This window comes from Paenibacillus tritici (assembly GCF_018207515.1).
GTDB classification, from domain to species: Bacteria; Bacillota; Bacilli; order Paenibacillales; family Paenibacillaceae; genus Paenibacillus_AQ; species Paenibacillus_AQ tritici.
On sequence record NZ_CP073365.1, the window covers coordinates 1803074 to 1826549 of the forward strand.

General features: G+C 53.5%; 23 protein-coding genes. 13 read left to right on the forward strand and 10 right to left on the reverse strand.

What is annotated here, in order from left to right; translation table 11 throughout:
- The first annotated feature begins 207 nt into the window (after positions 1-207).
- From KDC22_RS07685 to KDC22_RS07695, 3 genes are all read left to right on the forward strand, one after another.
- Positions 208-882 carry a response regulator transcription factor gene (locus KDC22_RS07685; RefSeq protein WP_173131106.1) on the forward strand — a complete coding sequence of 225 codons (675 nt, stop codon included), beginning with the start codon at positions 208-210 and terminating at the stop codon, positions 880-882.
- Positions 879-1922: a HAMP domain-containing sensor histidine kinase gene (locus KDC22_RS07690; RefSeq protein WP_211722611.1), complete on the forward strand. Its 1044-nt coding sequence runs from the start codon at positions 879-881 to the stop codon at positions 1920-1922. Before KDC22_RS07685 ends, KDC22_RS07690 begins: the two co-directional genes overlap by 4 nt.
- Before the next feature lie 104 nt (positions 1923-2026).
- Complete coding sequence (locus tag KDC22_RS07695) at positions 2027-2368, forward strand: hypothetical protein (protein WP_211722612.1); 342 nt, start codon at positions 2027-2029, stop codon at positions 2366-2368.
- Positions 2369-2411: 43 nt separating this feature from the next.
- Here KDC22_RS07695 and KDC22_RS07700 read toward each other — a convergent pair whose 3' ends face one another.
- Together KDC22_RS07700 and KDC22_RS07705 are read right to left on the reverse strand one after the other, a co-directional pair.
- Positions 2412-2702, reverse strand: a complete 291-nt coding sequence (locus tag KDC22_RS07700; RefSeq protein WP_173131115.1) for a hypothetical protein — start codon at positions 2700-2702, stop codon at positions 2412-2414.
- A gap of 160 nt (positions 2703-2862) precedes the next feature.
- Positions 2863-4293 (reverse strand): DHA2 family efflux MFS transporter permease subunit, encoded by a 1431-nt coding sequence (locus KDC22_RS07705; protein ID WP_211723935.1) that lies wholly within the window; start codon positions 4291-4293, stop codon positions 2863-2865.
- 298 nt (positions 4294-4591) lie between these two features.
- On the opposite strand from KDC22_RS07705, the gene KDC22_RS07710 reads away from it, so the two are divergent.
- The 4 genes from KDC22_RS07710 (at position 4592) to KDC22_RS07720 (ending at position 6908) form a co-directional block, all read left to right on the forward strand.
- Positions 4592-5173, forward strand: coding sequence for a TetR/AcrR family transcriptional regulator (locus KDC22_RS07710; protein WP_211722613.1), 582 nt, complete (start codon positions 4592-4594; stop codon positions 5171-5173).
- Positions 5174-5253: 80 nt separating this feature from the next.
- Complete coding sequence (locus KDC22_RS33745; protein WP_281424968.1) at positions 5254-5376, forward strand: hypothetical protein; 123 nt, start codon at positions 5254-5256, stop codon at positions 5374-5376.
- A complete protein-coding gene (locus tag KDC22_RS07715) occupies positions 5345-6106 on the forward strand; it encodes a metallophosphoesterase (RefSeq protein ID WP_246553376.1) in 762 nt (253 codons plus the stop codon). The genes KDC22_RS33745 and KDC22_RS07715 overlap by 32 nt, the downstream gene beginning before the upstream one ends.
- A 103-nt stretch (positions 6107-6209) precedes the next feature.
- Positions 6210-6908 carry an SDR family oxidoreductase gene (locus tag KDC22_RS07720; protein ID WP_211722614.1) on the forward strand — a complete coding sequence of 233 codons (699 nt, stop codon included), beginning with the start codon at positions 6210-6212 and terminating at the stop codon, positions 6906-6908.
- On the opposite strand, the gene KDC22_RS07725 is transcribed toward KDC22_RS07720, so the two are convergent.
- Together KDC22_RS07725 and KDC22_RS07730 are read right to left on the reverse strand one after the other, a co-directional pair.
- Positions 6868-7293 (reverse strand): response regulator, encoded by a 426-nt coding sequence (locus KDC22_RS07725; RefSeq protein WP_211722615.1) that lies wholly within the window; start codon positions 7291-7293, stop codon positions 6868-6870. The two genes, KDC22_RS07720 and KDC22_RS07725, sit on opposite strands and share 41 nt — an antisense overlap.
- 14 nt (positions 7294-7307) lie before the next feature.
- A complete protein-coding gene (locus KDC22_RS07730; RefSeq protein WP_343222034.1) occupies positions 7308-8567 on the reverse strand; it encodes a sugar efflux transporter in 1260 nt (419 codons plus the stop codon).
- Positions 8568-8603: 36 nt separating this feature from the next.
- Between KDC22_RS07730 and KDC22_RS07735 the strand changes: the two genes are divergently transcribed.
- Together KDC22_RS07735 and KDC22_RS07740 are read left to right on the forward strand one after the other, a co-directional pair.
- Complete coding sequence (locus KDC22_RS07735; RefSeq protein WP_211722617.1) at positions 8604-9557, forward strand: helix-turn-helix domain-containing protein; 954 nt, start codon at positions 8604-8606, stop codon at positions 9555-9557.
- A gap of 117 nt (positions 9558-9674) precedes the next feature.
- Positions 9675-12497 (forward strand): glycoside hydrolase family 3 protein, encoded by a 2823-nt coding sequence (locus KDC22_RS07740; protein WP_211722618.1) that lies wholly within the window; start codon positions 9675-9677, stop codon positions 12495-12497.
- 443 nt (positions 12498-12940) lie between these two features.
- On the opposite strand, the gene KDC22_RS07745 is transcribed toward KDC22_RS07740, so the two are convergent.
- Positions 12941-13852 (reverse strand): helix-turn-helix transcriptional regulator, encoded by a 912-nt coding sequence (locus KDC22_RS07745; protein WP_211722619.1) that lies wholly within the window; start codon positions 13850-13852, stop codon positions 12941-12943.
- Between the two features lie 158 nt (positions 13853-14010).
- Here KDC22_RS07745 and KDC22_RS07750 point away from each other — a divergent pair, with 158 nt between their 5' ends.
- Together KDC22_RS07750 and KDC22_RS07755 are read left to right on the forward strand one after the other, a co-directional pair.
- A complete protein-coding gene (locus tag KDC22_RS07750) occupies positions 14011-17142 on the forward strand; it encodes an alpha-mannosidase (protein ID WP_211722620.1) in 3132 nt (1043 codons plus the stop codon).
- Entirely contained in the window at positions 17139-18299 is a 1161-nt protein-coding gene (locus tag KDC22_RS07755) for a glycoside hydrolase family 88/105 protein (RefSeq protein ID WP_246553378.1), read from the forward strand. The genes KDC22_RS07750 and KDC22_RS07755 overlap by 4 nt, the downstream gene beginning before the upstream one ends.
- A 77-nt stretch (positions 18300-18376) precedes the next feature.
- Here KDC22_RS07755 and KDC22_RS07760 read toward each other — a convergent pair whose 3' ends face one another.
- The 5 genes from KDC22_RS07760 to KDC22_RS33370 all read right to left on the reverse strand — a co-directional run bounded on the left by KDC22_RS07760 (position 18377) and on the right by KDC22_RS33370 (position 21269).
- Positions 18377-18835 carry a RidA family protein gene (locus KDC22_RS07760; protein WP_211722621.1) on the reverse strand — a complete coding sequence of 153 codons (459 nt, stop codon included), beginning with the start codon at positions 18833-18835 and terminating at the stop codon, positions 18377-18379.
- An 87-nt stretch (positions 18836-18922) separates the two neighbouring features.
- Positions 18923-19849 (reverse strand): phosphotransferase enzyme family protein, encoded by a 927-nt coding sequence (locus KDC22_RS07765; protein ID WP_211722622.1) that lies wholly within the window; start codon positions 19847-19849, stop codon positions 18923-18925.
- Between the two features lie 32 nt (positions 19850-19881).
- Positions 19882-20337 (reverse strand): DinB family protein, encoded by a 456-nt coding sequence (locus KDC22_RS07770; RefSeq protein ID WP_211722623.1) that lies wholly within the window; start codon positions 20335-20337, stop codon positions 19882-19884.
- 15 nt (positions 20338-20352) lie between these two features.
- Positions 20353-20874 (reverse strand): GrpB family protein, encoded by a 522-nt coding sequence (locus tag KDC22_RS07775; RefSeq protein ID WP_211722624.1) that lies wholly within the window; start codon positions 20872-20874, stop codon positions 20353-20355.
- 203 nt (positions 20875-21077) lie between these two features.
- Positions 21078-21269 (reverse strand): GNAT family N-acetyltransferase, encoded by a 192-nt coding sequence (locus tag KDC22_RS33370; RefSeq protein ID WP_246553380.1) that lies wholly within the window; start codon positions 21267-21269, stop codon positions 21078-21080.
- A gap of 237 nt (positions 21270-21506) precedes the next feature.
- Here KDC22_RS33370 and iolG point away from each other — a divergent pair, with 237 nt between their 5' ends.
- Both iolG and iolB read left to right on the forward strand, forming a co-directional pair.
- Positions 21507-22550: an inositol 2-dehydrogenase gene (gene iolG / locus KDC22_RS07785; RefSeq protein ID WP_211722625.1), complete on the forward strand. Its 1044-nt coding sequence runs from the start codon at positions 21507-21509 to the stop codon at positions 22548-22550.
- Between the two features lie 40 nt (positions 22551-22590).
- Positions 22591-23421, forward strand: coding sequence for a 5-deoxy-glucuronate isomerase (iolB, locus tag KDC22_RS07790; RefSeq protein WP_211722626.1), 831 nt, complete (start codon positions 22591-22593; stop codon positions 23419-23421).
- The last annotated feature ends 55 nt before the right edge of the window (positions 23422-23476 follow it).

A 23476-nucleotide genomic window follows, 5' to 3' on the forward strand; every position in this document is an offset into this window, starting at 1 on the left:
GCTCCTACAGTGCCAAAATTCTCCTCCGCCACTTTTCCCTATCAGTATATTTTCAAGTTCAATCTATATAGACTCTTCTTGTCCTGCTGTACCCTAGTATAATCGTCCAATATAAACTAAACCTAAACTCCCAGTTGAGATTCACTTGATCTTGGCAGGTTAAAGCTATACGCTTCATTACATATGAACGTTCCAGGAGGAGACCTTATGTTTAATATTCTTGTGGTTGAGGATGATGCCAAGCTGCGGCAGCTCTTCTGTACCGTACTGACCCGAAACGGATATCGCGCGCTGCCGGCGGTCAATGGAGAGGACGCGCTGGATGTGCTGGATAAGGAATATATTGATCTGATCATCTGCGATATTATGATGCCCCGGATGGACGGCTTCGAGCTGACACAGACGCTCAGGGACAACAACCAGCAGCTTCCCGTTCTTATGGTGACGGCGCGGGAGAATTTTGCCGATAAGCAGCAGGGCTTCCTTGTGGGAATCGACGATTATATGGTCAAGCCGGTCAATGTGAATGAGATGATCCTGCGTGTGGGAGCACTGCTGCGCCGGGCCAAAATCATCAGCGAGCGCAAAATCGAATGGGGAGAAACCGTGCTGGATTATGATACGTTAATGGTAATTCAGGGGCCTGAGAGTATCCTGCTTCCGCAGAAGGAGTTCTATCTCCTCTACAAAATGATTTCTTATCCCAATAAGATCTTCACCAAACAGCAGCTGATGGATGAAATCTGGGGGATGGACTCCGAGTCCGACGAGCATACCGTGGTGGTCCATATTAACCGCCTGCGGGAGCGTTTCAGGGAAAGTGCGGATTTTGAGATCGTTACGGTCAGAGGGCTGGGCTATAAGGCGGTGAAGCGGGGATGATCCGGGGGAAAAACAGAGGGTTATGGTGGTATTTTGTCTCTATGGTGTTTGTGATCATTCTGTTCTTCGTCCTGCTTATGTCTGTATGGGCCTTCCTCTATTTCCGGATAGGAAACAATACCTGGGAGCATGGCAACCCATTCCCGCCTATTCTGACTATGGTGTTATTCAGCCTGGTTATCGGGACTACCATCAGTATCATGGTGGGCAGGACCATTCTGGCCCCGATTACGGACTTCAGCAAGGCAGCCAAGGAAATTGCAGGCGGCAACTTCGACATCTATCTGAATGAGTCGCACCGGGTCAATGAGATCAGCGAGGTGGCACACCACTTCAACCTCATGGTTCAGGAGCTGCGCAGCATCGAGACCCTCCGCAATGACTTCGTCGTTAATGTGTCTCACGAATTCAAGACGCCCATTGCGGCAATCGAAGGATACGCGACGCTGCTCCAGGAGGAGAACCTGAGCAAAGAGGAGCATGACGAATACACCGGGATGATCATCGACAGCTCGCGGCAGCTGTCCAATCTCTCCGGCAATATCCTCAAAATATCCAAGCTCGAGAACCAGGAAATGCTTACAGAGCTGGCTGAATACCCTCTGGATGAGCAGCTCCGCCAGGCGCTGCTGTTGCTGGAGTCCCTCTGGTCTGCCAAGCACCTTCATCTTAATCTCGACCTGGAGGAGCAGCCCTATTATGGAAATGAAGAGCTGATGATGCAGGTGTGGCTCAATGTGCTTGGCAACGCGATCAAATTCACCCCGGAAGGCGGGGCCATCTCGGTATCCATCCACTCGGACGGCTCCTGGATCTCCGTGGTCATCGCCGACAACGGCATCGGAATGACCCCGAAGGTGCGCAAGCACATCTTCGAGAAATTCTATCAGGGCGACCCCGCCCGCTCCGCCGGGGGCAACGGCCTCGGCCTGCCGCTGGCCGCCCGGATCATCAGCCTGAGCAAGGGCATCATCGAGGTGCAGAGCGAGCCGGGCCAGGGATCGGCGTTCACGGTCAAGCTCCCGGTGGCGGGAGAGTAAATTAATCACAGACAAGCAGAAAAGGTATGGGATAAAATAACATAAATGAGAGTTATTCAATTGAGTTGTTCAATGGAGTTATTCAAGTGCACAGGAGGGATCGAATGAAAACGAGAAATATCATCCTAATCATTGCGTGTTTGGTTGGACTGGCGGCTGTGATTACAATGCATGATATGTTCAAGAATCAGAGTCTGAGAATAGTGCTGTCTTTAGCCGTCGCTGTTGCCGCGGCCTACCTCATTTCAAGAAGCGCCATTCCGAAGCAGGTATCCGCCAGAACGATGAACGTAGTGTTAGCGTCATTGTTGGTGTTTACTTGTGCGTATCATATCCTGCTCTCCGCAGCCTTAGGGCAGAGTATATTCGCTAACTACTTTTGGGGATTCTTGTGCGTGATCTATTGTCTAATCTGGCTGCGTGCCCGGCAAGATCAGAAGGGTTAACGGCCTGGCTCTGCTGAAGTGAACCGGTCAGCCAGGCAACGGGTTATTCCGCAGACGGGAGCTTGGCGCGTGTGGACTTCTTTTTATTAATCTCCTTGGACAGCTCTAACTGCTGCTGGGAGATTTTTTTGAGTTCTGCCTGTAATTTGGTGATCCGGCTCATTTTACTGCTGAGCGAGCTTGGCGAAGAGCTGAGTTTGCAGTCTTTCTCCAGCTGGCTGATCTTGCCCCGGGTGGTGTTGGTCTTCTTCTGCAGCTCCGCAATATCCGATTCCATCTCGGTGATCTCCTGGTTCAGGCGGTTAAGCATAGATTTCGTGAAGCTAATAGCCATTCTGGCACCTCTTACTTCCCTTAATATAATGTGCATCAAGATATTATTGTACTACAAGCGTTACGTATATGCGAGATACAGAAGAAGACCCGTGGAGTGCGCTCCGCGGGTCTTCTTCTGTATGAAACCTATAGAATGGCAGAGAATGCAGGCGCGCTCCCTAGACTTCCTTGGCAACAACCATCTTCTGCTCCACACCCGGTTCCTTGGCCTGCCCCACCTGCTTAATGAAGAAGGAGAGGACCAGCCCGATCACGCCGATGCCAACAATGACCAGATAGGAATCGTTGATGCCTTGGATGGAGGCTTCCATTATCATATGCTTCTGAGCTTCGCCGGTAGTTCCGCCGCTGGCCATCATATCCTGGAAGTGGGCGGCGGTGCGGCTGGTCATCACGGTGACCAGCAGAGAAGTCCCTACGGCACCGGCTACTTGCCTTACAGTATTGGAGATCGCTGTACCATGTGAATTCAGCCTTGATGGGAGCTGATTCAGCCCGAGGGTCTGAATAGGCATAAGCAGCAGAGCCATTCCGATCCGGCGGCCGGTGGACATCAGCATCAAGTAGCTGTAGCTTGTCGAGTCTGTAAGATTCACGAAGCTGAGGGTAGTCAGAATCGTGATCGTGAGGCCGATAATGGAGAGCCATTTCGCTCCGAAGCGGTCGAACAGCTTACCGGTGACCGGCATAAGCGCGCCCATAATGACCGCTCCGGGAAGCAGCAGCAGGCCGGATTCCATGGCGGTGAAGCCGCGGGCATTCTGCAGATAGAGCGGCAGCAGCATCATATCCGCGTACATCACAATCGTAACCGCCACACTGATGAGGGTGGTCAGGGAGAACATATTATATTTGAAGGCCCGCAGATCCAGCAGCGGGCTATCGGAAGTGAGCTGCTTCCAGATAAATAACCCGAGCGACAAGAGTCCTGCTGCCAGAGACAATAGCACCTCTGCGCTTGACCAGCCTGCACTGGCCGCCCGGCTGAAGCCGTACAGCAGGGTACCGAATCCGAGGGTGGACAGGACCACGCTGGTGATGTCGATTTTGGGAAAAGCACGCTCTGCCACATTTCTCAGATAAATAAATCCGCATACGATGACAATAACGGTAAGGGGAAGCATGCCGTAGAACATCGTCTCCCAAGAATAACGTTCCATAATATATCCGGCCAGCGTAGGGCCAATGGCCGGGGCGAAGATAATGGCGAGTCCGACCATACCCATGGCGGCGCCTCTTTTCTCACGCGGGAACAGGGTTAAGATAACATTGGTGAGCAGCGGCATAATAATGCCGGCACCGGCAGCCTGAATCATCCGTCCGGTAAGCAGCACGGGGAAGCTTCCGGCAAGAGCAGATACAAGGGTACCCGCAAAGAAAATAAACATCGAGGCCTGGAACAGCTCGCGTGTAGTGAAGCGCTGCATCAGATAGGCTGTGATCGGAATCAGCACACCGTTAACGAGCATATAGCCGGTAGTCAGCCACTGGGCCGTTGCCGCCGTGATGTTGAAGTCATTCATCAACTCCGGTGTAGCCACGCTCATGATGGTCTGATTCAGTGTGGCCAGGAAGGCGCCGAGAATCATTACGAAAAGAATAGGTCCCTTTTGAATAGAGGGGACTTTGTGGTTTGCTGTCTTGTTACTCAATATTCTCCATCCTTTCAAACCGCCGAATCATGGACTAAATTTACAATGTGTCGTATAGTTTACAATGTATAAAGTAGATTATAAATGAAAATTTCATGCGATCAAGCAACGATTTTCGGGAAAATGTAAAGTAGTTTACACTTAGAAGAGATGTGTAGTGTATGTAGGTGAAAAACGACACTTTAGACTGAAATTGTAGCCTGCCCTTGGGCAGCCGCAGATAGGAGAGAACAGAATGGCCAATTCCCCCCAGCGGACAGATCCGCGTGTCCTCCGCACACGCCAATTCCTTAAGGAGGCGCTGGTTGAGCTGATGGAAGAGATGAGCATTGAGAAAATCACCGTCAACCGCCTTGCGCAGCGGGCCCAAATTAACCGTGTGACCTTCTATCTGCATTACCGGGATATCCCGGATATGCTGGAGAAAATGGCGGATGACATGGCTGAGGAGGTGCTGGAAGTGGTGAGGGATGATGCGGACCCTATGGAAGCTGCACAGGAAGAGAAGTGGCCGATGCTGGAGCGTCTGCTTGTGCATATTGCTGAGAACGCCAAATTCTACAAAATCGTACTGACGTCACGGAAGAGTACGATCTTTACCGACCGGCTATTTAAACTGATGGCGGACATTATAGCTGCACGGGTGGAGAGCCGGGTTAGTGCGCATGACGCTGCGGAGGTAACGGTGCAGAGGGACATCGCGGTGTGGTACGGCTCGGCGGCCCTCATCGGGACAATCATCGCCTGGCTCCGGGAGGATATGCCGTATACGCCGCAGTATCTGGCCAGGCAGATCACTTCGCTGCGGGCAAATTGATGGACTCACAGGTCCAAGAGCGGCCAATTCATCCAGCATATAAATAGTAGGGACTACTATGTGTTCTGCAGCTATTTATAATGGATGGGGTGGTTCGGGATGAAGAGGAAGAGGAAGGCAAAATCGGCACGGAAGCGGGTAATTCCCGCCAGGCTGCAGGCTATACTCAGAGTGAAGCGCAGAATCAAGGCGCAGACCCTTGAGTTTGCGGTATTTGGAGACAGCCATGTAGGATACGGCGACAGCTTAAGCATATTTAAGAGCCTTTTGCCCAAAGCGGTGAGCAGCGGGAACAAACGGTTGTTCATCTTCGGGGGAGATAATACACACGCGGGTGCGGACCAAGGGGAGAACGCCGAAGCGTATTACAAAGAATTCAGAGACACAGTAACAGGCACGCTCGGAAGTATTCCTTATAAGGCCTCGATAGGGAATTGGGAGGCCACCACCCGGCCTCTGTTCACCCAGTATTTGGGGGCGGTAGCCGGACAGATGAATTTCCCGGGAACCCAGGGCAAAGTGAAATATGTGTGGCTGGATTGCGCACTCGGACAATTCAGTCCGGCAAGTCTCTATCTGCTGCGAAATCTGGATGACAAGCATTACTATATTGTGGATTTCCATTGGCCTCTGAGGGTGCAGGGAATTTCAGTGGATTCCAGCCATGTGCTCAGCGCAGCGGAGACCACCAGATTCTTCTCGGCGATTCCGCCCCAAGCAAGAGATAAGGTTCTGGCTATCTTCACACACCATGGTCATAAATTCTACCGCAAGCTTAGTAATATCTATCCGGGATACGCTAAGACGAAATTCTTCGTCTGCGGCTGTTCCGGGGAATATAAATGCAAGACTGACGGGAACATGGGTTACTACAGTGCCACCTTAACCGGCAGCGCATCAGGATATATGGTCGATGCGTATATTGAGCACTGAGTGTAGTACAGCGGGACACGGCGGAGGGCTTGACAGCCCTTTCATGGGTTGGGTATGGTTGTATGGTTCATAACATGAGACATACGACAGGAGGAATCACACGATGAATATTCTGATTACCGGGGCCGGACGCGGACTGGGGCTTGATCTGGTTGCCGTAGCACTGGAACACGGACATGACGTTATTGCCGGAGTACGTGACCCGGCGCGCGGGCAGGCAGCACTATCAGCGCTTGCGGCTGCATACGGGGACAACCTGACCGTGGCTGCTCTTGATGTGACAGATGAGGCTGGAATAGCGGCGCTGGCTGCAAGCTTGAAGGAGCAGGGGCGGACGCTCGGTGTGATCATTAATAATGCCGCAGTGCTGAATGCCACGGACACTCCGCTTGAGGAGCTGGATATTGCAGAGATGCAGCTTGCGCTTGATATTAATCTGTACGGGCCGATGCGTGTGGTCAAGCACTTCCTGCCGCTGCTAACAGAGCAGAAGGCTTCAATTATCAATATCTCCTCCGAGGCAGGCAGTATCACGAATGCTTACCCGGGCAGTTATCCGTACACGATCTCTAAGACCGCACTAAATATGTTCTCGCAAAAGCTTCATGTCACGCTGAAGGAACGCGGTATCCATGTACTCAGCGTACACCCCGGCTGGATGCCCACCGATATGGGCGGATCTAAAGCGCCAACGAGTCCGCGTACCAGTGCCGAACGCATTCTTGGCCTGATTGAGCAGCGCACCGCGCCGGAAGGGCACTTCAGGTTCGTGGACTATACGGGCAAGGACATGGAGATTTAATTGGAAGACACAGATTGCGGTTACCGCTGCTGGTGCCGGCTGATTCAAGCAGCGCTTCCTCCAGCGCCTGAAGACCGATAGGCTTAAGCAGGGAGTCCATGCCGCCCCGGCAGAAGGCCTTCAGGATGAAGGCGTGGCTGCTAGTCACGATCATTCTGCCGTAAGTATGCTGCCCGTACAACTGCTCCAGCAGAGGGGCTTCGCCCAGCAGCAGCAGCTTGGCATCCGTAATGATCAGTTCAGGTCTATGCTTCTGAATCAGCCGCAGGGCGGAAGCATCACAGCCGGCTTCCATAACCTCTGCGGTATCCGGGGAGAGCTGCTCCAGCATCTGCCTCAGGCTGTTCCGCACATGAAGACTATCATCAACGAGTATGATTTGCATTGCAATTCCTCCTGTTAAGATGCCAAGGTCTCCTTAATCTTTGCGTCCGGGGAGCGGCGGGGCCATAGCAGCAGTCCAAGTGAACCTCCAATGAGGAGCAGGCAGAGCAGGTAAGAATGCCGGTATCCTAACCACTGGGCTGCGGCTCCTCCCGCCAGGCTTCCGGTCAGTCTGCCGATGGTTGTGGCATTGGTGTACAGCGTAGAGGCGTAGCCGGGAAGATCCGGCAGCAGATCCTGAATATAGCTGATGCCAATGGCAGAGATTACGGCGACAAAAAAAGCCAGCAGCACCTGTCCGGCCATGAGCTGCCAAAGCTCGCCCGCCCCCAGCACCAGCGCGTAATACATTCCTCCCAGCACCATGCCCCAGCCCATCAGCAGCTTGTTAGAATATTTGGCCGACATCAGTCCCAGCATGAACATGAACGGAATCTCCAGCAAGGCGCAGATACTCGCAACCGAAGCCACGTTCTGTGTACTGCCTCCAAGCGTATTGACGATGAATAACGAAATGTTCAGATTATTGGCCCAGTGTCCGGCATAGAGCAGGGTCAGGATGAGAAAAGGAACCAGTACCCGGGCATCCCGGTGCAGCCGGACTGGCTGTTGCCGGGGCTTATGGCTCTGCCGGTTAGCGGCAGGCGGCCGTACGAAGCTGAACACAAGCAGCGCATTCACCAGGAAGATCAGGGTTGTCGACAGGAATACTCCCTGGAACCCGAAGCGGCTCAAGAGCGCAGCTCCTGCCAGCGGCCCGCTGATGAAGCCAAGCGAGAACATCGAGCGCAGGGTAGAGTTGGCATAGGCGTGATCGGGGGAACGGCTGGCGTTCACGGCTTCCCTGGCACTGGCGAATAATTGCGGCATCGCCGGGGCGCCTACTGCGGTGAATACAGTCATATAGACCAGCAACGGGTAGAAGTCATGGATGAATATGTATCCGGCAAAAGCAATTGCATTAAATATCATACAGATCACCATCAGCCTGCGGCGGTTCAGACCGGCATCAGAGCGCTTGGCGATGAACATGCTTAAGGCCACACCGCTAAGCAGAGTCACCGCCGTGAAGATTCCGAAGGTTCCGGCGGATACGCCGAGCTCTTCGGTGAAGTAGACAGCCAGGAACGGGGCGCTGATAGAGATGGCCATTCCCTGAAACAACATACATAACATGAATATGGGATAGCTTGGAATCCGGAGCAGAGCATAGGTTCTTTTGAGCATAGAGGCAGTGAGCTTCCTTTCGGCATCGCTTGTAGTCTTATCTTTGATTTGGTTATAGTATAGTTAATGTTACGGGAATATTGAATGTTTTATCTGATTATTTATCTATACTATTTGGCTGGGATGGTGAACATTGTGGATGTAAGGCTGCACGCCTGCGCGTATTCTTTTCATGTGCTGCCCTTCAAAACCTCCTTCACGCCGCCGCCCTTCTTCCTCTTCAGGCTGCAGGTGGTAGGCAACTGCCGGGCGCTGGTCAACGGAAGGATGACCCGGATTCAGCCTGGAGATTTGCTGATCTATAAGCCCGGGGACCCTTATCATCTGGTAGTGGAGGAGATGGACGGGAAGATCGAGAGCGGAGATTATTACCTGCTCTGCGAAGGCTCGTGGATTCAGCAGTGGTGGGAAGCGCGCCCCCGTCTGCCGCATCAGCGTATTCACCTGGATGCAGGGATGCTCTCCCTATGGCAGCAGCTTAGCATGGAGCAGCACCGGATCATCCAGGACAGCCCGGAGCTGATCCGCCATCTGCTCTGCGCACTGTGCCTGTCACTGGACCGTTTGCCGGTAGAATCGTCTCCCCTTGAGGATACGCTGAGATCCTCGAATGAGCGGGTGATGAGGATGCACCGTTACATTAACGAGCATGCGCTGAGTCCGCTGCGGGTGGAGGAGGTTGCGGCTTATGCGGGGCTAAGCGTATCGCGTGCGGTGCATCTTTTCAAGGAGCTGTCCGGGTACACCATCATTCAATATACGCAGGAGATCCGGTTGTCGAACGCTCTGGAGCGCATCCGTTATACCGACTTCAGTCTGGAGAATATTGCGAACGCCTGCGGCTTCGGGACCTATTCCTATTTCCACAAAGTATTCAAGGCCAGATACGGCGTCTCCCCCAAAGAGATCCGCAAGCGGCCGCTGGAGAACAAGCCGGAAGGGGATTATGTCATTACGGACGGGGACCTGAAATATACCGGACTGTCGGCAGATGCGCTGAAGTTCCATTATCCGCAAGGGAATCCCCCGCAGCCGTGAATCTCTAATTATGAACTGATTTTTGGGTTAATTATGATGGTGTTGCCGGAAGCGCCAATCTTTTATGATGAGATGAAACCGTTATCATGAAGATTGAAGATTAAAGGAGCGATTGAAATGGACACTGCTGCATATCCTTTTAGACAAACTGACTTACCATTGGGTGAACGTATACAGGATTTGCTCTCCAGGCTGACGCTGGAGGAGAAGGTAAGTCTGATGCCGCAATATCAGGCGGCGATTGAACGGCTTGGCATAGGCGGCTACAAGCATGGGACGGAGGGGGCGCACGGGATCTCGTGGCTGGGCAAAGCGACCTCTTTCCCGCAGCCAAGCGGCCTGGCCTGCACCTGGAACCCGGAGCTGCTGCAGCGGATCGGCTCAGCCATCGGGGATGAAGCCAGAGCCTTCTACCGGAAGAATCCGGCCGTCAACGGCCTGACCCTGTGGGCACCGACGGTGGACATGGAGCGGGACCCGCGCTGGGGGAGAACAGAAGAAGCGTACGGGGAAGACCCGGAGCTGACAGGCCAGCTTAGCACAGCACTGGTCCAAGGTATTCAGGGCGATCATCCGGTGTATTTGAAAGCGGTAGCAACCCTTAAGCACTTCCTCGGCAACAACAATGAGATCGACCGGGGGGTGGCGTCCTCCAGTATTGACCCGCGGAATATGCGCGAATATTATCTGGAAGCCTTCAAGCCCGCCTTCCAGGAAGGTGGCGCACAATCTATGATGACCGCCTACAATTCAGTGAACGGAGTGCCGGTCATCCTCCATCCGGCCGTGATGGAGATTGTGAAGGGCGAATGGGAGATGGACGGGTTCATTGTGAGCGATGCCGGAGACCTGTTCGGAATTGTGAAGGACCATAAGTATTATGATTCCTTCGCCCGGTCGATGGCCGAGTCGATCAAGAACGGCATTGACAGTGTGACGGAAGAGACCGAAGAGACCATTAAGGTCATTCATGAGGCGCTCCGTGAAGGACTGCTGACCGAGGAGGATCTGGACCGCGCCCTGTCGAACACCTTCCGCGTCCGCTTCCGGCTCGGGGAGTTCGATCCGGAGGAAGGCAATCCGTATACGAGTATAGATGACTCTGTCATTCTCAGCAAAGCGCATGGCGAGCTGTCCCTGGAAGCCGCGAAGCAATCTATTGTGCTGCTCAAGAACGATAAGGCTACCCTCCCGCTGAAGGCCGATTCGTTGTCCAAGGTGGCTGTAATTGGTCCGCTGGGGGATGAAGCGTTCAGGGACTGGTATTCCGGAACAATGCCTTATGCGGTAACTCCTTATCAGGGGGTAACCAAGAAGCTGGCAGGCAAGCAGGTAACCTTCGAGAGCGGGGATGACCGGATCATCTTAACCTCTGCGGCAGGCGGTCAGGCTGTAGGCATCACGGGTGAGGACGGCCGGCTGGCGGTGCTGCATGATCAGCCGGAGCGCGGCGAACTGTTCCGCCATACGGCGTGGGGCTGGACGGCCAATACCCTGGAGTCTACCAGCCGTGGGCAGTATGTTACCCTGAGCGATGCCGGAACACTGACAGCTTCCGCTGATGAGATCTACGGCTGGTATGTGAAGGAATCGCTGAATCTGGTCCCGGAGGCAGACGGCGCAGTCAGCTTGCGGACCTGGAACGACCAGCCGCTGTGTATCAGTGCTGAGGACGGAACCATTCGCGCGGCTGAAGAAGAAGCATCTGCCGAAGCAGCACTATTCCATAAGAAAATTGTCGTGAACGGCATAGAAGCTGCGGCAGAAGCGGCCCGGGCTGCTGAGGTTGCAGTCGTCTTCGTCGGCAACCACCCGCTGCTGAACGGGAAGGAAGAGATCGACCGGCCGGACATTGTGCTGCCTGCTGAACAGGAGAACCTGGTTAAGGCCGTCTATGCCGCTAACCCGAATACGGTGGTAGTCATCGTGGGCAGCTACCCGATCTCCTCCACCTGGATCGACGAGCATATTCCGGCAGTACTCTATACCTCCCACAGCGGACAGGAGCTTGGCCATGCGGTGGCAGAAGTCCTGTTCGGCGGGTACAGCCCGTCCGGCAAGCTGAATATGACCTGGTACCGCAGCGTGGACCAGCTTCCAGAATTCATGGACTATGACATTATCAAAGGCAAAAGAACCTACATGTACTTCGACGGTGAACCGCTGTATCCGTTCGGGCATGGTCTGAGCTACGCGCAGGTGGAGTATAAGAAGCTGTCGCTGGCGGCGGAGGAAGTGCAGCAGGACGGCACGATCAGCCTGACCGTAGAGCTTGAGAACAGCGGCAGTGTAGAGGGGGACGAGGTGGTGCAATGGTATGTGCAATCCTTGTCCACCCGGATCAAGCGTCCGCTTAAGCAGTTGAAGGGCTTTGAGAAGCTCCGGCTGGCTGCCGGGCAGGCAGAGACAGTCACCTTCACCCTGCCGGTATCCGAGCTCTCCTTCTGGGATGTAAGCCGGGAGCGGTATTGTGTGGAGGACGGGGAATACAAGCTCCTCGTAGGCCGTTCTTCAGGCGATATCCGGCTGAGTGCTACCATCCGGGTGCATGGCGAGAATGTTCCGCCGCGTAATCTGTATACAGCAGTGAAAGCCGAGAACTACGATGATTACGAAGCGGTATTCCTGGATGAGTGCAAGGCAGGCGGCGCTTCGGTACATCCGGTGAAGGATGGGGCATGGATTGCCTTCCATAATGTACAGTTTGCAGAGGGCGCAGCAGGTATTGAGCTACTGGTATCCTCGGTCCAAGGAGGCGGGATTGAGGTCAGAACCGGCGGTCCGACCGGCAAGCTGGCAGCTACGCTTGCGGTTCCGGCAGGCGAAGCCCAGAGCTGGCATAGCCAGTCCGCCCTGGCAGGCGTGGATGCCGGAACCGCCGATGTGTATCTTGTATTTAAGGGTGAGGTTCTGCTCAGCCGCATTCATTTTACGGTGTAGAAGGTTCCAAAAGTATAATTGGTAAGGAACACAACTTGAAACTTCGTCGTCACCGGGTGTACATTTGGACTTCCGGAATGAAAAAATCTGGAGACCACAGAGATTGGAACACCGGTCCGTTCGCGCAGCGTCCACCCAAGTGCTCACGTTGATCCCTCCAAAATAAAAAGCAGTCCCAAGTAGTCATTTCATGGCTTTTGGGACTGCTTTTTTGTTATTTTTGTCAGGTGCCGGAGATAGTTGGATTTACTCCACTTGCTGATAAAGGAATGAACGCTGCTAAGACAAGAGTTGGAAAAACAGCATTTAATTTCTCACAATTCACCCTCAGAAGCCCAAATGACTGATTTTAGATGCTGTTTTTCCACTTGCTTCTATCAATCCCTTAGAAACAGACAAAATAAGATACCTTTTTCCACCTGCTTGCTGCATGATCGACCGAATCAATACGACCGCGTGGACGAAGCCGCGCCAGACAACCCTTGCGCCTTGCGGAACGCGGAAGGTGACATGCCGCTCTGCTTATTGAAGATGCGGTTGAACTGGGAGAAGCTGTTGAATCCGCATTGTCCGGCAATGTCGGAGATCTTCTGACGGGTATGCAGCAGCAGTTGCTGGGCTTTGCGGACGCGCGTCATCTGGATGTATTCCGTCAGAGTGAAGCCGGTAACGGTTTTGAACTGATGGGACAGGTAATAAGGGCTGATATAGAATTCCTTGGAGATAGAATCCAGGGACAGCTCGCTGCTGTAATGGCTGTGGATGCGGGCGGTGATCGAATAGATTTTTTGCATCATCGCGTTCCCGATCTCCTCCAGCACATAAGCATTCTGGCCGCACTGCTGGGATAAACTGCACAGAAATTGCTGGAACAGGCTGTGGATCAGCACCGGATTCAGCGGCGAAGTATTGTGGGACAAGGTAAAAATGGCATTCAGCGGCTCGAACACGGCACTGCGCGGACCGCCCGTGAACCGGTAGATCGGAACCTCCGCGGTGAAGGGCTGCAGCATGGTATGGTAAGCGGCCTCAAGTCCGGGGATATCCCCGGGCAGGTTGAAGTTGATGATCAGCCGCTTATGCGGCGGCCCTGCGGGATACTGGGTCATATGCAGCCGGTACGGGGCGAGCAGAACAATATCATATTGCTGCAGGGCATGAATATTACCCTCAATAATATGTGTGGCGCTGGAATCGAGCAGAATATGGATTTCATAAAAGTCATGATCATGCTGAAACTCCATATTAATGTCGTGGGACCGCTGATCGTAGTCCAAATAATAAAACAGCGGATCAGCCGGAGTATTGATACGTACGCTATACCCTTGCTCATACAACAGGTCGCTTTCAAGCATAACCTCTCTCCTCACCACTTACAGATTACCCGTATATTATAGGCCCGAAAAAGCAAAAAATGCAATGTTTAGGACGTAATATAGCAAAAGTAAGGTAGTTTTTGAGACGGAGGGTTTGTTATAGTGATGATATGAAAGCGGATACAAGGAGTGATAAGATGTTATTCACAGAAGAAAAGCTGATTAAACGCCAGGCCGAAGTGGAAAAGCATAGATATCTTAAGGTTGTGGAGCTTACAGAGTTTGCGTTCGCAGAGGATGAGGAAGGGGCTAACGGCGTATACCCGGAGGCCGTCTCCTTCGATGGCATCATCAGACTTCAGGAGCATTGGTGCGGACGGGACCGTTATGTCTGGCTGCGTACAGTGATCGTAATGCCCGAGAGTCAGGCTGGCTTCAGACTCGCCGGCAGATTTGATTTTGGCAAAACAGGGGACTTCAATAACTCCGGCTTCGAATCGCTGCTGTTCGTGAACGGCTCGCCTTACCAGGGCGTAGATAATAACCATAGAGAGGTGATCTTCGGCGATGAATGGGGCGGGCAGACGGTAGAGCTGGTCTTCCGGCTGTGGTCGGGGCTTGAAGGCGGCGGGCGTCCCAGGATTCAGGATCACCGGATCAGCGAAGCCTTCATCGGCTATTTGGACGAGAGAATTGATGATCTGTTCTATATGTCGAAGGCCGCGCTGGATACCTTCCGTTACCTGGGCAGAGACCAGCCGGAGAAGCAGTGGCTGCTTAGAGCGCTGAACGACGCCTTCCGCCTGATCGACTGGTCGGAGCCCGGCTCCCCGGAGCATATCACCTCGCTGTACGAGGCAGGCTCCAGTCTGAATCAGGCGGTAGAGGGGATGCCGCAGACTTTTGACGTAACGCTCACGGCTGTAGGCCATACCCACATTGATGTTGCATGGCTCTGGCGGCTTAAGCATACCCGTGAGAAGACGGCCCGCTCCTTCTCCACCGTCCTGCGGCTGATGGAGGAATTCCCGGAGTACCAGTTCCTACAGACACAGCCGCAGCTATACGCGTACCTGGAGCAGGATTATCCCGAGCTGTTCGGGCGGATCTCGGAGAAGGTGAAGGAAGGACGCTGGGAGGCGGAAGGTGCCATGTGGCTGGAGGCCGATTGTAACATCCCGTCCGGTGAGTCGCTGGTCCGCCAGATTATGACGGGCAAACACTATCTCCGTGAACAATTCGGAGTTGAGAGCAAATACCTCTGGCTGCCGGATGTATTCGGGTATAGCTGGGCGCTGCCGCAGATTCTCCGCAAATCGGGGATTGATACCTTCATGACCACCAAAATCAGCTGGAACCAGTTCAACCGGATGCCGCATGATACCTTCTGGTGGCGGGGGATGGACGGCTCGGAGGTGCTCACGCATTTCATCACCACCTCCGAGAAGGACGGGGCGGAATACACATATAACGGCCGGATGACAGCGGCGCTGCTGCGCGGGATCTGGAATTCCTATCAGGACAAGGAGATCAATGATCACCTGATGTTTGCCTACGGCTGGGGCGACGGGGGCGGAGGACCCACACGGGAGATGCTGGAGCTTCGCCGGCGCTTCGACAAGCTTCCGGGTATCCCGAAGATTGAAATGGGCAGTGCCGGGGACTATTTCACCGGACTGCATGAACGAATCGGGAATTCGGAGGCGTTCGTGCACACCTGGAACGGCGAGCTGTATTTCGAATGCCACAGGGGAACGTATACCTCGCAAGCCCGCAACAAGAAGTATAACCGCCGGCTGGAGCTGCTGCTGCGCGATGCGGAGTGGCTGTATACGCTGACCGGGGTAAGACGGGGGAATCTGGAATCGGGATATCCTGCGGCTGAACTGGGCGGGATCTGGGAAATTTTGCTGCGCAACCAGTTCCACGACATCATCCCCGGTTCGTCCATCCAGGAGGTCTACCAGGACAGTGACCTTGAATACGCGGAAGGAGAGGCACGTTCACTCGCGCTGATTAACAGCGCAGCTGAAGGAGAGACTGGCAGCCGGATCACCCTGCTGAACAGCTCGAACTGGAACCGTCCGCGGGTTGCGCTGATTCCCGCAGAGGCCGCAGACGGCGCACAGGTTCATGACGCGGAGGGGAACCGGCTGATGCAGCAGCAGACGGCAGACGGCGGAGTGCTGGTGTATGTTCCGTCGGTGCCTGCACTTGGCACGGCAGTCCTCCAGATAGCACCCGGACAGGCTGAGGAGGCGTCCCGGGAGGAACAGGTTCAGCCGCTTGCAGCCGTATCCGGCAACACGCTGACAACACCGCTCCTGGAGGTCGTGTGGAATGAGCAGGGCCAGTTCACTTCGATGCTTGACCGGCGGAGCGGCCGCGAGCTGCTGGCTCCGGGGCAGCGCGGCAATGTGCTTCAGGTGTTCGAGGATAAGCCGCTGGACTTTGAGGCGTGGGATATTGATATTTTCTACCAGGAAAAGATGACGGAGATCTCACAGCTGACCGGCTGTGAGCTGACCGAGAACGGTCCGCTGCGGGCCGTGCTGCGTATGAGCTGGACCTATCACCGTACAGCGGTAACCCAGGACATCCTCTTCTACCGGGATACCGCCCGGATTGATTTCCGCACAGAGCTGGACTGGCACGGACATAACCAATTGCTGAAGGTGGCCTTCCCGGTGGATATTCATGCGCTGGAAGCTACCTATGATATTCAGTTCGGCAATGTAAAGCGCCCGACTCACTGGAATACGAGCTGGGATGTAGCCCGCTTTGAGACGGTAGGCCACCAGTGGGCGGATATCAGCGAGAAGGGGTATGGCATAGCGCTGCTTAATGACTGCAAATATGGCTACGACATCAAGGATAGCGTACTGCGGCTGACACTGCTGAAGTCGGCTGTTCATCCCGATCCCGAACAGGATCAGGGGCATCATGCCTTTACGTATGCGCTTTATCCGCATACTGGCGATTTTGTGGAAGGCGGGGTAGTCCAGGAGGCGTGGGAGCTGAATAATCCGCTGCGCACCGTGGCAGGAGAGCTGGCAGGAGCGCCGCTGCTTGATATCGCAGGCGCACATGTGATGGTGGATGCCATCAAGCGCTCGGAAGACGGTAACGATGTGGTGCTGCGGCTGCATGAATATGCCGGTTCCCGGACGCAGATCACGGTGGAGAGCGCATATTCCATTGCCTCCTGGCAGGAATGCAATCTGATGGAGGAGCCGCTCGGAGCCTGGCAGGAAGCAGAGCTGTCCTTCCAGATTAAGCCTTATGAGATCCGGACATTCAGAATGAAGCTGCGCGGGGCGCAAACATGAGAGGGGAGCATGGCGGCATGGAAGCAGGACACAACCTGAAGGTGTATGGAAGAACTATTAATAGAGAGGAGCTGCTCCGTAAGCTGGACCTGGTTACAGATAAGCTGATGAAGCTGAGCCGGCCGGACAACGAGACGGAATTGCAGAAGCAGGTGGAGGGGGCGGGACGGCATCGTTATTTTGCCCGCGACTTCGGGATGGAGGAATGGGATTGGCCGCAGGGCGTAGGGCTGTATGGTCTGCAAAAGCTGGACCGCCACTTCGGGGACGGCCGTTATGAGGCCTACACCAAGCCGTGGATGGCCCGTCAGCTGGAGAAAGGCCTGCCCAGCCGGAACATCAATACGACCGCTCCGCTCTTGTCGCTGATGGAACTGGAGGAGGCCGGGGAGCTGAGCCTCGAATGGATGGATTGGCTGATGCATGGCCTGCCCCGGACACTGGAGCAAGGGTATCAGCATGTCACCACGGGGGCGGAGAAGCATGAAGTCTCTCTTCATGAGAATGAGCTCTGGATTGATACGCTGTTCATGGCCATTCTGTTCACGGCCAAAATGGGAGTGAAGCACGATAACCCGCAGTGGCGGGAAGCCTCACTGCATCAATTGCTGCTGCACATTAAATATCTGTATGACAAAAAAACCGGCCTGTTCTTCCACGGCTGGCACTGTGAGCAGCGGCATAATTTCAGCGAAGCCTTCTGGTGCCGCGGCAATAGCTGGTTCACACTTGGCCTGCCGGAATATCTGGAGCTGATGCGCCCGTATCTGGCAGAGGGGATCTTCATGTATCTTCAGCAGATCATGCAGGCCCAGGCAGAAGCCTTACTGGCTTGCCAGAGCGGGGATGGACTGTGGCATACGCTGCTGGATGACCCGGACAGTTATACCGAGACGTCCGGCTCGGCCGCCATTGCCGCCGGTATTCTGAACGGTGTACGCACCGGAATGCTGCCGGAGGCGTACGCGGAACCGGCGCTGAGAGCGATCCAGGCTGTGCTGGATCAGATTGATGGCGAAGGCACCGTGCTTGGCGTATCGAGCGGTACTCCCATTGGTGCAGCCAAGGAGGATTACAAAGCGATTGTCATTGCCCCTATGGCCTACGGCCAGGCGATGGCGCTGGTTGCACTGGGCGAGGCTCTGCATTACTGCTGAGAATCTATAGAGTGAAAAAAGCGGCAGCCAAAGACCAGGCAATAGTCTTTGGCTGCCGCTGTTGTATTGAGCCAGGCCTACACCTCAATCTCAAAAATGGAATCCACAATAACTGGAAGATTGTCTCTCAAGGAAACAGCTCCTAATACAGAACGGGCATGAATCCCCTTTTCACCAAAAACATCCAGCATTAAGTCAGAACAGCCGTTTAACACTTTGTGATGTTCTTCGAAATAGGGATCGGCATTGATGAACCCCTGAATCTTAACCACTCTTTTTACTTTTTCAAGAGAACCTAATGCTGAATTCAGCACAGCCAGAATCTCAATCCCGGTCTGCCGAGCGAACTGATAACCTTCATCCGTTGTATAATCTATTCCCAGCTTGCCGCTAGGCTTACCGGAGGGGCCTTTTCCCGAGACAAACAATAGTCCGTTAACTTCAACGAAGTTTGCATATTTAGCTGCGGGCTCACTGGCATTCGGCAAAACAATGCCCAATGCCTCCAGTCTGTCCATTACCGTTTGCTCAGACATTGTATTCCTCCTAAACTCGTTAATTTGGAAGGATTATACTCTTTTATTCCGAACGCAGTCAATCAGATCCTTCAAACTAACTGTCAGTCAGGTGTGCATATGCTCGATCTTGTTTCTATATAAGTTCAGGATTCGAACCTCGGCCTCGCTTAACTCTTCGAAGTTCCAGTACTTGTGCATCAGACTATATTCAAAACATTCCTTCAGCTTCAAAAATAACGGGAATTTCGTAAGCATCTCAGAAGAGAGATGATGCTCCTCCTGATAGCCTTCGAGCATTGCCTTAGTAATGGATCGTTCATAATCCCTCAGATTTCCGCCGCCCATGAAAGAGTACTCCAGCGCAGAATAGATCGGCACCACTAAATCGTATATATAGAAATGCTGTTCACAATCTTGAAAGTCAATCATGGTTAGTGCGGAGTCGCGGTCAACAAGGATATTTTCCAGCCACAGGTCGCCGTGGATTAGGCCGTAATTGGATGGGTTCCGGGGCAGCTCTTTAATCTGGGTGACCACGCCGGCTGCAATCTCCCGTATGGACTTCTCTTCTGCGGGAATATATTGGAGGAAATCGTATTCTTCACTTTCATGCCAATGACGAATAGTTACAGCAGCTTCAGTATTCAAATATCCTCTACTTACCCGGTGCATCCTGCCGATTTGTTGTCCAAGCCCTCTGAACACAGCTTCATTCCACTCTGTCCGCGGCAGATGGATTCCGGGTGCAGCCTTAAATACAACGCATAGCTGTTCTTCATCCAGGCTTAATGGTTCAAGGAATGAACCCTTGCTTGAGGGTACAATCTCTGCGACGCCTACGCCCTGGTTGAATAAAAAATGAGTCCACTTAAGCTCTTCTAATTGTTCTTCATAGGTCTTGTAATTCGTGATTCGGGCGTAGAAGATACCTTGCCGGGAGTGACAACGGTACATTTCATTGGTTACTACTTCAACCTGATAAAACTCTACTTTATAGGTCTCGTTTAAAAATAGTAATATTCGTTCTTCCATAAGTTAATCCTCCACATGTTTTTCCTGGGTAATTAGAGCCTTGCAAACGTGATGTAATCGACTGGAGCAGGCTCTGCTGAATCCATCCGAAGCGCCCGGTTGATCTGTCCCCGGTGATATTGCCCATGTAAAAGGACCTGCAACAGGATATCCCGGACGGATGTTCGGAACGGAACTCCGCTCTGGCTGGCATAATCAATGATCTTGTCCAGCCCGGATTCCTCCAGCCCTTCGATATAGATGCGGTACTGCTCAGCATTCTCTTCAAACATTTGCCGGATCGCCGCCAGCTCTTCGGTGTCCTCCCACAATGAATATTGTGCGCTGCCCTGACCTTGCAGCCGGGATAGCCAGACCCGCTCCGCGACCGCAATGTGCCGCACTAGCTTCAGCAGCTCCTTGTCCTTCGTGTCACTCGCCTGAAGCGCCTCCAAGATCCGGCCGTCCGCCCAGTACAGGTGATTTAGCATGGATTTTATGGTTTTCATTACGTTTCCTCCTCTTTATGATTCAAGCTGATGTTCGGCCGACCAAGAGAGTGCCAGCTGTTCCATACTTTTTACAAAAGATTTTTTGGCTGGGCTATACTCACTTGTATTGTCGAAGCGTTCAACTAATTCTTGCTTGAACTTACTGTACCTGGTTACTTCTTCCGGATGACATCTCAAGTAATCCCTAAATATTAGATGCCGTTCAATTTGAGGATTATCTGTTTGATAACAATGAATGTGGTGAGTCCTTTCTTCACAGCCTTTGCGGAATAATCTTCTGCCAGGAATTCCCCAATCTCCGGCAACATCATATCCGAGCGAATGCATCCTATCGTTATATAAGTCGATCTTGGTAATGTCTTTTACAATACACATCATATCAATCACGGGTTTAGCCTGTAAGCCCGGGACTGAAGTACTTCCAAAATGCTCAAAACGCACGATTTCATCTGTAAATATAGTAGTTAAAAACGCAGCTTCCTCTTGGTAGCGGTTAACCCAGTCCGGATTATACTCGCTTAGTCTAACTTTCATGAAAAAACCTCCTACGGGGTGAATATAGGTCTATACTTATCTACCCGCTGGCTAACGATTTAACTGTTTTGAGAGAGTTCTTTGGTCAAATAATAGTGAGAGTAGCCGCCAGCGTCAGGTATCGTTCCAAACACTTCGAAGCCTTGCTTCAGGTAGAAGTCCAATGCCTGAAAACTCAAGGTGTCTAATTTGATGAAATCGCATTATTTCTCTTTAGCCATTTGTTCGGCTGCTGACAGCAGTTGCTTACCATATCCGAATGTCCAGTAGGCCTCTTCCACGAAAAGATATTGCACCTCTAACCAGTTCCAGCATATCTCACCCACCAGTCCGCCGTAAATATTTCCAGCCTCATCTTGTAAAAGCGGGTTCACTTCCTGGTATCTGCCTTTCAACTCATCAGGGAAATGCTTAAGCCATCGGGAACACTCCTTCAAGCAAGTACATGCTAACTTAAGTGTACCATTGGGTCCCAGTATTTGGCTGTAAAAAACAACTAAACTTAAGCTATCCTGTAGCTCAGCCTAATCCAGGTGGAGCCGGGTAAAAGATTTGCTTGAAGCTTCCGGGAGCATGAAGTATACTATTCTTGGGAAGGTTAAGCGCTTACCCTCTGAGGAGGATAAGTGAAGATGGTAAATCCGATTGTAGTTGGCATTATCGGCGCGGGAAGAATCGGGCGCCTGCATGCGGATAATCTGCGTGCGATGCCGTCCTATAAGCTGAAGTCTATTGCAGAAGCAATGATGAGTGATGAATTGCTGGCCTGGGCGGAGAGCCGGGGGCTGGGTTCTGTTTTTGCAGCGGGTGAAGATATTCTGAAGGACCCTGAGATTGAAGCGGTGTTCATCTGCACACCGACGGATACGCACGCATCGTGGATTGAGCGGGCTGCGCTTGCGGGGAAGCATATATTCTGTGAGAAGCCGATCAGCCTGTCATCGGAGGAGACCCTTCGGGCATTACAGATTGCAGAGGAAGCGGGCGTGCTGCTCCAGGTCGGCTTCAACCGCCGGATGGACCCCAGCTTCCGTAAGCTGAAGCAGCTGGTTGAGTCCGGGGAGCTGGGCAGCCCGCATATTGTGAAGATTACCTCGCGTGATCCGCAGCCTCCGGGCGAGTCTTATGTGCGCTCCTCGGGCGGGATGTTCATGGATATGACGATTCACGATTTCGATATGGCCCGCTACCTGATGGACGGGGAAGTGGCTGAGGTCTACACGCGGGGGGCGAACCTGATTGATCCGATGTTCGGCCGCTGCGGGGATGTGGACACAGCTGTCATCACACTGACCTTCGAGAGCGGAGCAATCTGCGTGATTGATAACAGCCGCAAGGCTGTCTACGGCTATGACCAGCGGGTGGAGGTATTCGGCACGCTTGGTTCGGCGACTGCCGACAATTGCCGCCCGACAACAGTGGAGGTGTCCACCGCCACTTCGGTTACCCGCGACCAGCCGGAGCATTTCTTCCTGGAGCGCTATAACCGGGCGTTCATGGACGAGATTGCCGCGTTTGCCCGTTCGGTACGGCTGCAGGAGCCGCTGATCTGCAGCGGCCGTGACGGTCAAGCGGCACAATTGATTGCCGAAGCAGCCAGAGCGTCCTATGTGAGCGGGCTTCCGGTCAAGCTGTCTGGTGCAGGAGCAGGACTATCGGAGATGCAAGCTTTGTAAGCGGATGCAAACCTTGAAGGACGAAGGAGGATGAGCGAAAATGTCCGAACTAATCATTAAGGCTGGAGCGCCAGACAAGGACGGACTGGTGGCTGCGGTCAGCCCGGAGACTGCCGGATGGAAGTATGTAGGGTTCGAGGTGTACCAATTGCAGGCCGGGGATACACTGGACCGTAGTACAGAAGGGAACGAGGTCTGCCTGGTACTGCTTGCGGGCAAGGCCGATATCAGTGTGGATGGCGAGCTGTTCGCAGGTATCGGCGGGCGTATGTCGGTCTTTGAAGATATGGCTCCATACGCGGTGTATGTTCCGGCGGGAGCGAACTACAAGGTTACAGCACTGACAGAGCTGGAGCTTGCAGCCTGTCTGGCTCCGGGAACGGGCAAATATCCGGCACGGCTGATTACTCCAGCCGATGCGGTTGCAGAGGACCGGGGGTATGGCAGCATGTCACGCCGTGTCGTTAATATCCTGCCGGAGCAGAGTGTGGCTGAGAGTCTGCTGGTAGTGGAGGTGCGCACAGGCGGCGGCAACTGGTCCAGCTATCCGCCGCATAAGCATGATCAGGATAACCTGCCGGCCGAATCCTATCTGGAGGAGACGTATTATCACAGGGTGAACCCCTCCCATGGCTTTGTGGTGCAGCGGGTCTACAATGACGACCGCAGCTTAGACGAGACCCTGGCTGTATCTGACCGGAGCATCGTGCTTGTTCCAGAGGGATATCACCCCGTCTCCGCGCCGCCGGGTTATGATTCGTATTATCTTAACGTGATGGCGGGTCCGGTCCGCACCTGGGTATTCCATAATGATCCAGATCATGAATGGCTGTTCAAGTCGGGGCAGAGTACGGCTGCTGTGGAAGATTGAACGGAGCCCGGGAGGGAAGAGTGCAGAGTCCGAGAGGGAAGATTGAACGGAGTCT